Annotated in this window: 11 protein-coding genes; 6 read left to right on the forward strand and 5 right to left on the reverse strand. The window is 38.7% G+C overall.

The window, feature by feature from the left end; translation table 11 throughout:
* The first annotated feature begins 220 nt into the window (after positions 1–220).
* The 4 genes from MHN81_RS12575 (at position 221) to MHN81_RS12590 (ending at position 3,871) form a co-directional block, all read left to right on the forward strand.
* Positions 221–1,540, forward strand: a complete 1,320-nt coding sequence (locus MHN81_RS12575) for an MATE family efflux transporter (protein ID WP_239425859.1) — start codon at positions 221–223, stop codon at positions 1,538–1,540.
* A 510-nt stretch (positions 1,541–2,050) separates the two neighbouring features.
* Positions 2,051–2,605: a hypothetical protein gene (locus MHN81_RS12580; protein ID WP_239425860.1), complete on the forward strand. Its 555-nt coding sequence runs from the start codon at positions 2,051–2,053 to the stop codon at positions 2,603–2,605.
* Positions 2,606–2,616: 11 nt separating this feature from the next.
* Positions 2,617–2,790 (forward strand): hypothetical protein, encoded by a 174-nt coding sequence (locus MHN81_RS12585; protein ID WP_239425861.1) that lies wholly within the window; start codon positions 2,617–2,619, stop codon positions 2,788–2,790.
* 301 nt (positions 2,791–3,091) lie between these two features.
* Positions 3,092–3,871, forward strand: coding sequence for a class I SAM-dependent methyltransferase (locus MHN81_RS12590; RefSeq protein ID WP_239425862.1), 780 nt, complete (start codon positions 3,092–3,094; stop codon positions 3,869–3,871).
* Between the two features lie 536 nt (positions 3,872–4,407).
* Here MHN81_RS12590 and MHN81_RS12595 read toward each other — a convergent pair.
* On the reverse strand, positions 4,408–4,947 hold the full coding sequence (locus tag MHN81_RS12595; protein ID WP_239425863.1) for a hypothetical protein: 540 nt from the start codon (positions 4,945–4,947) through the stop codon (positions 4,408–4,410).
* A gap of 7 nt (positions 4,948–4,954) precedes the next feature.
* The gene (locus MHN81_RS12600) at positions 4,955–5,248 is read right to left on the reverse strand and encodes a helix-turn-helix transcriptional regulator (protein ID WP_239425864.1); all 294 of its coding nucleotides are present in this window, start codon (positions 5,246–5,248) and stop codon (positions 4,955–4,957) included.
* A 794-nt stretch (positions 5,249–6,042) separates the two neighbouring features.
* Between MHN81_RS12600 and MHN81_RS12605 the strand changes: the two genes are divergently transcribed.
* Together MHN81_RS12605 and MHN81_RS12610 are read left to right on the forward strand one after the other, a co-directional pair.
* Positions 6,043–6,315, forward strand: a complete 273-nt coding sequence (locus MHN81_RS12605) for an XRE family transcriptional regulator (protein WP_239425865.1) — start codon at positions 6,043–6,045, stop codon at positions 6,313–6,315.
* Complete coding sequence (locus MHN81_RS12610) at positions 6,315–7,148, forward strand: hypothetical protein (protein WP_239425866.1); 834 nt, start codon at positions 6,315–6,317, stop codon at positions 7,146–7,148. The genes MHN81_RS12605 and MHN81_RS12610 overlap by 1 nt, the downstream gene beginning before the upstream one ends.
* 8 nt (positions 7,149–7,156) lie before the next feature.
* Here the strand turns inward: MHN81_RS12610 and MHN81_RS12615 are convergent, their stop codons facing one another.
* From MHN81_RS12615 to MHN81_RS12625, 3 genes are read right to left on the reverse strand one after another with little or no spacing between them, the layout of a single operon-like run.
* Positions 7,157–7,813: a 7-cyano-7-deazaguanine synthase gene (locus tag MHN81_RS12615; RefSeq protein ID WP_239425867.1), complete on the reverse strand. Its 657-nt coding sequence runs from the start codon at positions 7,811–7,813 to the stop codon at positions 7,157–7,159.
* Positions 7,746–8,990, reverse strand: a complete 1,245-nt coding sequence (locus tag MHN81_RS12620) for a PfkB family carbohydrate kinase (protein ID WP_239425868.1) — start codon at positions 8,988–8,990, stop codon at positions 7,746–7,748. Before MHN81_RS12620 ends, MHN81_RS12615 begins: the two co-directional genes overlap by 68 nt.
* Complete coding sequence (locus tag MHN81_RS12625) at positions 8,987–9,301, reverse strand: hypothetical protein (RefSeq protein ID WP_239425869.1); 315 nt, start codon at positions 9,299–9,301, stop codon at positions 8,987–8,989. The genes MHN81_RS12620 and MHN81_RS12625 overlap by 4 nt, the downstream gene beginning before the upstream one ends.
* Between the last annotated feature and the right edge of the window lie 322 nt (positions 9,302–9,623).

Raw genomic sequence — 9,623 nt, forward strand, 5'->3', positions numbered from 1 at the left:
CTTTTTCTGTGGGCTTTTAGGTGTTAAAAAAACAGCGGCTTCTAGCACACACTTTTGGCGAGCGCTTCGTAGCCACAAGACAATAAAGGTTATTTTTCGCCCTTGATTATTTTAGGTGCGATAGCGCTATTTCGTACCAACCACCCTGCTCGGATTGCTCCGCGTCAGGCATGTTATAAATCACCCTAAAAACAAACTCGGGTGATAGCTGGAGATCGTTTTGCTAGATCGAGTAAAAACAATCGTTTGCTTTGCAATTCCTATCATTGCAGGCATGGTGTCTCAAAATGTCATGGTTGTGATTGATATGGCCATGGTGGGCACACTAGGCACGGACGCCTTAGCGGCCGTCGGTATTGCTTCTCAAGTTAACTTTGTGTCCTTTGCCCTACTGATCGGGCTCACCAGTGGAGTACTGACAATTTCTTCTCGTTTGCACGGTAAAGGCAATGACTCTGAAACCGCCATCCCACTCAATAGTGCGCTGCTTATCAGTGGTGTTATTGGTATTCCATTGTCTATTGCTCTGTATAATACGGTTCCATTGTTTTTCCCATTATTACATGATGATCCCAATGTCATCTTGCTGGGTAATGACTATTTGCAAGTGCGCGTTTTAGCCATCACAGCTGTTGCCATGACCTTGTCATTTAGAGGCTACTGGAGCGGTATTAAACGCCCGAAATTGTTCATGAACTCATTGTTTTTAATGCTTGTCTGCAATGTCGTACTCAACTATTTATTGATTTTTGGCAACTTGGGTTTTCCAAAAATGGGCGTGACAGGGGCTGGTGTGGCAACCTCCCTATCTCTGCTTATTGGCACCATTTACTGCTTTTATCTCGGGTTTAAGCACTCGAAACCAGCTGGTTTTTTCCAGCAGCTGCCAACCAAGACGCAGCTCCAACAAATTATAAATTTTTCGTTGCCACAAGGGCTGCAACAGCTTTTTCGGGCAATTGGTTTAACAGTGATGTTCATTATCATTGGAACCTTAGGCACTGACGAATTGGCAGTAGCGAATGTGTTGGTCAATGTTACGCTGGTTATGATCATACCCTGTATCGGCTTTGGCATAGCTGCAGCCTCTTTAGTTGGACAGGCATTAGGCCAAGACGCACCTGAAAAGGCGAAGCGCTGGGGGTGGGATACTGCAATGATAGGGGTACTGTTTATGTGCTCTATGAGCTTACCCATGGTGCTGTTTCCCGACCTCGTGTTATCCGCCTTTGTCCATGAGCAACATTTAGTCGACATGGCTAGGCTGCCTTTACAACTCGTATCTTTGCTATTGGCTGTTGATGCGGTCGGCGTGATCTTGCTTAATTCACTGCTTGGCGCAGGCGCCAGTAAACAGGTATTAAAAATATCCTTTAGTATCCAGTGGCTGGTTTTCTTACCGGCAGCTTGGATAGCCAGCCATCACTTCGGCATGGGACTATTGGCAATTTGGTGTTTGAATATCGCGTATCGCGCAATTCAAGCAGGTATTTTTGTCAAAATATGGCATCAAGGGCGCTGGAGTACGATCCAAATATAGGCAACGTACTGGCTAATAAACTCTTTTTAGACGTATTGCTTCGCTGTTGAATTTGAGTAAATACGTCTTCTTATTTTGTTATGCCTCAAATAAATAAAAATAAATTAACTGTGTAGACAAACCTCAAAGTTCAGATAAGTATATTCCTTGGCTTACAATTAAACAGGCCAAGGTATTACAGCACCAAATTTATAAACAAACCTTACCTTCTTTCAATGAACTCATCACTTCTTAATAAGCCAACCAAAACAGAGTAAAAAAACCAACAACACCAATTTAAAAAACGTGAATATAACGGTCAAAAAAAGCCCACACACTGAGCTAAAAATGACATAAAACTGAAACAAAATCAGATAAATAAAAAATCACTGTCAATATTTACAGCTTGAATATAATTATTTTAAATCAAATTAAAAATAATTATAAAACACACTTTACAGCTTAAAATTATTGAATTAATCTTTGGAATAAATAAGTGAGCAAACAACATTATTAATAATAAAGTGGTGTATGGAATATTTTAATGAGGTTCCCTTTGAGGAACTTAGTTTCAATAAAAAAGGATTGCTACCCTCTTTAATACATAACGAAGACGGAGTATTAAAGTACAGCTCTCCTTACGAAATTTCATGGCAAAGTCTAGAGTTGTTATTTTCACATAATACTCTAAGAAAAAGATTATCAGATAATTTATGTCTTTTGATAAGCGATTTGCAAAACAGTGAAATCCATATTGCGCGCATTTTTATAGGTGGGTCCTTTATTTCAACAAAGCCTGATCCAGATGATTTAGACATTTTGATCTTCTGGCATCCAAAAGAAAGAATAAATAATAGGCAAGAGTTAGAAGGTTACTTAGAAAGTAATGCCCATTTATTTGATAAAGAATCAATATCTAAAAAGTACAGGATTCAAGTTCATTTTCATGGACTTCTTGGTCCACTGGATACAGCTATTAATATAGCGTCAAAGTGGACGATACTAAATTCTCACTCTAGAGAATATGATTGCATGAGGGGTATTGTTAGCATTACCCATAGCAATTTAAATAATATTAATAATTAAAGGAGTTAAATATGTCATTTTGTTTTGGTAAAGATACAAGCACTTTAGTTTCACAAGAAAACGCTGTAGAAGCATGGGGCGGTGAACTAAAATCAGTTAAGAACGTAGAGATCAACAACGAAGCACAAAAAGATAATCAACGTTCTGGCACGCTTGACCTAAGTGTTAACACTCTAAACGTATAGAGTCTGACTTTACACTAATTATGGTGTAAATAGCTGCACTATCACATTCATATAAAAACAAAATGTGATAGTGCTATTTTCTTACATACCCTTCTTTTAAAACTACGAAGAAACCACCTACCCCCATTAGCCACAAAATTTATTAAACAGCTAAAGCACGGTTAAATATTACAGTAAAAAAGAAAGTTAAATTATATTAAATTTAAAACACACTAAAACCAACACAGCAACCAAACCAATATAAAAACATCATTGTTTTTAGTAGAGTAAAAGTTCTCTTTAAAATAAAAAGGGTAATTAAATGCTTAATAAAACTAAGCTTATAGATGAGATTAACAACATAGATGATGTCCAAGAGCACATTCTGTCTCCCCAGCTGAACACGCAACAGCAGTGTGATTATTTACACCACCTTTTTTCTAAGTTTGTTAACAGTGAGCCGACGACAAAACTGCTTGATGTAGGCTGTGGATATGGTCGCCATGCACTCATCCTCTCTGAATTTAATTACGATATCACGGGTGTTGACTTGAGCGAGTCAGCTATTTCAAGAGCAGTGAGTAAACTGGAAGGACGTGCCAACCCAACTTTCATTGTGGATAACATCGCATCGTTTAAATCTGATACCCAGTTTGACGGCGCTTATGCACACAACTCCGTTTTATGTTACGTAGATCCAGAACTTGTTCCCACTGTTTTGCAAAACATATCTGATCATTTAAAGCCCAAAGGGATATTTATTTTTGATTACTATTACCCAATTAACTTGTTGGCTCAAGGGGACTACTTGCATGATATTGAGCATGCCTCAAGCTTTGAAGGCATCGACTTGTCAATCAACATCAAAAACTCAATTGACACCGAAATACAGCAACACACTTCAGATATTCATTACGTATTAAAAACGCAAGATCAGGAAAAGTCATTTACTTTAAAAGACGCTCTCCATTACTGGGAGCCTGAAGAAATGCATGAGATGCTGCTAAATAACGGCTTTAGTCGAGTCCTCCTAGTAGACCGAGAGACAAAACAGGCAATATCCCCAACCACCAAAGGCATTTTGGTCCTTGCTGAAAAGTAGCTTTCTTTACGCCTCACCGTATCGCTACTAGGCTCAGTTAAGCCTGATAGCGATAGTCACTCAACCCGACAGCCATAATTACACAAACTTTGTCGCTAACACCCATGAAAAGTCATACTTCAAAGCGCAGCCAATCAAGGTAGCAATTTTCGACCTGTTAGTTAAACGACACTGAAAGGAATTGTGGTTCTGAAATTTACAGGCTTTATTGTATTTCGCAACTTAATAAACTGCTTTACGTAAATCAGATCTCGTTTGTGCCAGTCGACTTTATCTAGTCATTTCGTACGTTGCTGGGTATATGATTGATTAAATGACAAAAGCCACTTTATAGTGAAAAAGTAATCTAAGGCTAAATGCTCTAGAGCAGACTTGGAAACTTATGTATAAATTCATATAAAGAAACACGATTAATGATTCTTTATATGAAAACGCGTATTACTTTGATTTTAAAACCACCCAGACAACCTGTTGAGATTGAGCCCTCTCAGAAAGGTCTGGCGCAGTTACTTAACTAGCGTTACGCTTGACTACTTTTATTCGACTGAATCATATTCTAGTCCCTCTTTTTCTCGTTCTTCTGCTTTTATTGCATAGGTAAAAATTGCGCCGCACATCACAACATGGAGCAAAAGCATAGTATTATCACGTACATAGAGTTTGAAATAAGGGACATCAATCCAGAAATATTTATAAGCCAATATTTCCAGCCAAGCGATTAAGTTGATAAAACCCCCAAAAACCATAATGAGTATGATCCCGCATTCTTGCATTGAGAAGGTTTGCCTTTTATACACTAGAAAAAAATATTCAACATTAGTCTTTCTGTACAAAAATAACGCAAGCTGTCTGCGATAAACAATGGGTAAAATAAAGGCAAGACACATCACAAGATCAGCCAAATAAAAATGAGTTTTCCACTGCATCTTTATAGGTGTAAATGATATGTTCAATAAATCAATCACCGCATAACATATTAAAAACCATCTCGCCGTAGGTACTTTCCAAGTTAAAACCAAAGATAAAGCAATAACCGTCAGGGGCATAAATTCAATGACTGCGTAAATTTCTTTCATTACAAAGCTACTCCTTTTTTTGCTTTATATCTGATGTGGATTTGATGTCAGGTGGGCTCGTTATATCAAAAACAGCCGAAAGATCTTTGCCAAAAATTAAAAATAGCTCAAAGAGTTGCGTAAAAGTCATATCTGTTTTACCCGACTCATAGTTTGATATGGTCGCTTGATCGACCCCAAGTTTTCTGCCTAGCTGCTCTTGAGTCCATCGTTTTTCTTTTCTCAACCGCCTCATCGAACGCTGAACATATGCTCGGAAATTTTCAGTTTTTATCCTTCGTGAACTAGATCCCACACCCATTTCTCCTCCTTAATACATTTTAATAAATTATCAGTCCCCTCGTTTAAACTCAACACAAAATTAACAAAAACCCTTAAAAATTAGCATTTTATAAAAACTTTCATAAATAGAAAAAGGATGAGAAGTACAACAAGCACTCATAACCCTGGCTAAATACCAAACTAAAACTCTATTTTTTGGAGTTTGAAGGGACTTACAGTGAAGCTTTGTGGCTAGCAAAACTACAAACACAAAAAAAGGCGCTTACGCGCCTTTTTGTGGGCTTAAAATTTAGTATCATCATATAGTTAGCCATCTTCTTTGGCTAACAACGAAGATATCAAAAAATAAGTTTCATCACACACCGATTTATCAGATTCCAAATCTGGTCAATTTCATAAATTAAAGTATCATCGCCTGCACCAAAACCATACGAGATATAAATAAAATCTAGTGAAATTCCGATAAGAATTATGCACCAATTCATACTAACTGAAAGGGTTCGTCAGAGCTTGATGCCTAAAATCAACTATCGCGCTCGCGATGACATAATTGCGAAAATGATCAAATAAACACTTCGGATAACCAATCGCCCCACTTTCATTTTTCACTGGACACCCACTAAACACCAACTGCTTTTCCATGCATATCCGCAACTAGCAAAATGGACACTCCTGATGAAGTCCTATTGTAATCACGCCACAACCCTTTCACTTCTGAATATTACATCCACTTCCAAACAAAAGCACATAAAGTAATGTGCTTAACACATAAAGTAATGTGCTATTTTTGTTTTTGTGATATAGTTCACACTAATGAAATACCAAGAATTTAAACGTCAATTATTAAAAGCGGGACTGACAGTCAGAGCTTTCGCTGAACTGATAAAACAATCGCCAAATTCGATTACAAACTATGCTGGCATTGACAAAGTTCCATCGCACTTATCCATCATTGCGGTGCTATTAGCTGAAATGAAAGAGGCAGGTATTGATTACAAAACAGCTATTCATCGGCTGGAACTACAAACGAATAAACCCCGCGGTCGTAGCATCAATAGAAAGTCAAAAACTGGAGAGCAGGATTGATGAATCAAATAGTTAGTTACTGGATTGAGGATAAGCATTACATCCGCGAAGTACCGCCAGCAGATGGTGAAGTTATGCCAGGATTAAACTGGGGAAAACATGGAAACCTATTCACACCTGCATATTGGCTATCCCAGTATTGGATGGCAAAGCTAGATGAAGCGGATTTTTCTCCCTATAAAACAACAAACCTTATAGATGAAATTGTATTTTGTATGTTGGGTGGCTTTGGGATTACAGCGGATCTATCGATGGCAGCCTTCCAGTGTTGTAAATCGAAAGGATTAATTGACAACAAAGTTACCGTAATTTCGGAATGGGAAAATGCATTAAGTGAGAAACTAGAAGTCAATGGGCGTCTTGTTAAGTACCGATATCCAAAGCAAAAATCCAAATACCTTGCTTCAGCGATGCAATTTATAAGTAACAACGATGTTATGTCATTACGAGGTAAGCAGCTTAGAGATGAACTGTTAAAGATAAATGGTGTTGGCTACAAAACAGCCGGTTGGATTGCACGAAATTTCTCTGATGCTGATGATGTGGCAATACTTGATATCCATTTGGTCCGCGCTGGCGTAATTTGTGGTTTTTTCAATAAAGAACAACGAGTAGAACGCGATTACATGACTATGGAAAAACAATTTATAGATTTTTGCCATGCAATTGGTACGCGGCCATCTGTGCTAGATTGTCTTATTTGGGATCAAATGAGAGATTTTGGTGGATTTGCACTCGATATATATAACTCGATGTTAGGCACAAAAATAACTGTGAAAAAGCCGATACAAAATACACCGAGTCAACTTCAGTTGTTTTCAAATGCTATATGAATTCGGTATTACCTCAATACACCAAACTGAGACAACACTCTTGAATGTTTGTAGCATCCCTGACAATGACCGCAGCTCAAATCTGCTTTGTGGCATGAATGCGACCATCCTAAAATGTCCATAGGTATGTTGGAGTGTTCAATTAACTCAGCTGTCGTCATGTGTTGGGCTGGAGCAACAACAGACAAAGCGCCCTCTTGAAGCATTAATAGGTGATTCATTGCTTTAACAAACTCCACACTACCATCTTTGTGACGACAATCAGTAGCCACACTGCCTATAAGAATACGTTGAAATCCCATTTTCATTGCAACCATCGATGCAATAGTGATTAAGTACTGATTCCTGAATGGCCAAAACTCCGGATGCTCAGATTGATATGCATAAACGCCATTTGGCGCCATATCGCCAAAACCAAATTTACTAATATCAGCCTGGTAAGCTAAGTGTTTTAAGCCTAATAAATTACTTATTTCTATTGCTGAAGCGAGCTCAGCTCTTGCTGGCCTTTGCCCATAATCAATAGTCAAGCAAAGATCCGGTTTACAAAGAGAGGCTAATGCAGCAGAATCCAGTCCACCGGACATCAAGAGTAAGTCAGACATCGCCCATAAGGTGCCAACAGGTTGAATAAATAGCCGTTGCAAAGTCATCAGTAACTTCACAGCCAGAACCTATTATCATGGTGAGGTCCGATGCTGAAACATTCTCAGCCACAACAACTACAGGAATATCTAGTGCGCGAGCATAACCTATCTCAAAAACGGTCCCAGGATCGAGGCCATCAAGTATCGCGAAAACAATACCCGATTCCTGCAATGCTTTAAGATCAGCAGAAGCAACTGTATTTACATCACCTTCTCCCACATCGTGAATAGGTGAGAATACATTAAAGCCAAAGTCTCGTAATATACTTCTTGCCTCATCAACTAACCATTGCTGAGCAGTATTGAAAAATGGACCTGCAAGATAAATTTGAGTTTTGGGAATAGCTCGAATGCCTTTTTGAGAATAACTTAATTTATTTTGCAATGATTCAGCTAGCATGCGCTCCAATAAAGCAGGAGAAATCACGTCTATACCTGATTCTACATACTTAGAAACGGCACAAGAGGCAAACCATGCCGCATCAAAAGGATCAACATCCTTAAGCAACCAAGCATAACCAAATGAAGCGGTGAAAATATCACCTGAACCAATTTTGAAAACCCTTTTAGATGGAAAAGGCGAAATCCATTGTTTTCGTGTGTTCGTAGCAACTATAGCGCCTTGTGCTCCACATTTGATGATTACAACGTCTGCTCTATCAAGTAGCTTGGAAGCAATTTGTTCTGGCTCTGATTCGCCAGTTAAAGCAATACCTTCAGATATTGACGCCACTATTGCTAAAGACTTAGCAGTAGAGCCATTGATTTCAAATGCCGTGGCATTACTTCCATCTTGAGGATCATAAACAACTTTCTTACCGTGTAATACTGATCGGCCTTCAAGCATACCAAATACTATTGCATTAGCTGTATGAACTGCTGGAGATTTTTGACGGGGAGAAAACGAAGTTTTATTTAGTTTAAATATCCGAGGAGATGATAGTGGATGTCGATATCTGAACCAAAAGTCATGCTCCGCAGACGTGTAGTTCAACTGAAATTTGAACGCCTCTGATAGTCTTCGAAACTCAGGTTCAAGCTGCGGACCTAAGTGGGTGTTCAATGTTACAGAAACACCTCCACTCGCCAAAAATATAGCAGCCCTACCGCCACTACCTCGCGTCAATGTTATCCGAGGATAACCGCATTCCTCACCGTAGACGCCACCAACTACTGTAATATGACCAGCATTCATACAGAATGAACCTGTACAGTACAAATGCCACCATTTAGTGCAACAACATCTGCTTCATAAACAAAACCTTGCATCATACACTGTATTAAACGAGGTACGTTAGGCCCTGTTAAAGTGCCGGCAATACTTCCTTTATTCAAAACATGTACAGACGGAGGGGGTCCCTGAATGAGGCTAAGCAGAAGCTTTTGGCCTACTTGCAATGAGCTAATAACTGCAGGCTGCGGCGAAGCAATATCCGCACGAAAAGCTAATCTCTCACATGGATTACTCGGTGTTGTAGGTGTCCAACCACCACCAGATCCGCCCATAAAACTGTCCTTATTAAAATATATAGCACAGTCAAAATATCTGATTTAGGTAGAAAATGCAATCTTCAGAATAAGAGCAATTATTGACAACGTGTTGTTTTACACGGTGTTTGGCCGCCTGAATTATCAACGATAATGTGATCTTCTTATTTACTAGCCAACAAAAGTTTGGGATAAAAATTTAGTTTGAGATTTTCCGCCATCTATGTAACTCTAGCGGTGGTATTGAAACAATTAATTAACTTTGCAACCCACTAAATATTCTAGGCGCGTAAGGTGAATCACGAAGTTGTATTCTACTGAATATATAATATTCGCTGGA

The sequence above is a fragment of the Pseudoalteromonas sp. Of7M-16 genome (assembly GCF_022347805.1).
Lineage (GTDB): Bacteria > Pseudomonadota > Gammaproteobacteria > Enterobacterales > Alteromonadaceae > Pseudoalteromonas > Pseudoalteromonas luteoviolacea_F.

Excerpts from the sequence above, each read along its gene's own strand:
- MHN81_RS12580 (WP_239425860.1), top strand. The coding sequence starts at position 2,051 with ATGGAATATTTTAATGAGGTTCCCTTTGAGGAACTTAGTTTCAATAAA.
- MHN81_RS12585 (WP_239425861.1), top strand. The coding sequence starts at position 2,617 with ATGTCATTTTGTTTTGGTAAAGATACAAGCACTTTAGTTTCACAAGAA.
- MHN81_RS12590 (WP_239425862.1), top strand. The coding sequence starts at position 3,092 with ATGCTTAATAAAACTAAGCTTATAGATGAGATTAACAACATAGATGAT.
- MHN81_RS12595 (WP_239425863.1), bottom strand. The coding sequence starts at position 4,947 with ATGAAAGAAATTTACGCAGTCATTGAATTTATGCCCCTGACGGTTATT.
- MHN81_RS12600 (WP_239425864.1), bottom strand. The coding sequence starts at position 5,248 with ATGGGTGTGGGATCTAGTTCACGAAGGATAAAAACTGAAAATTTCCGA.
- MHN81_RS12605 (WP_239425865.1), top strand. The coding sequence starts at position 6,043 with ATGAAATACCAAGAATTTAAACGTCAATTATTAAAAGCGGGACTGACA.
- MHN81_RS12610 (WP_239425866.1), top strand. The coding sequence starts at position 6,315 with ATGAATCAAATAGTTAGTTACTGGATTGAGGATAAGCATTACATCCGC.
- MHN81_RS12620 (WP_239425868.1), bottom strand. The coding sequence starts at position 8,990 with ATGAATGCTGGTCATATTACAGTAGTTGGTGGCGTCTACGGTGAGGAA.
- MHN81_RS12625 (WP_239425869.1), bottom strand. The coding sequence starts at position 9,301 with ATGGGCGGATCTGGTGGTGGTTGGACACCTACAACACCGAGTAATCCA.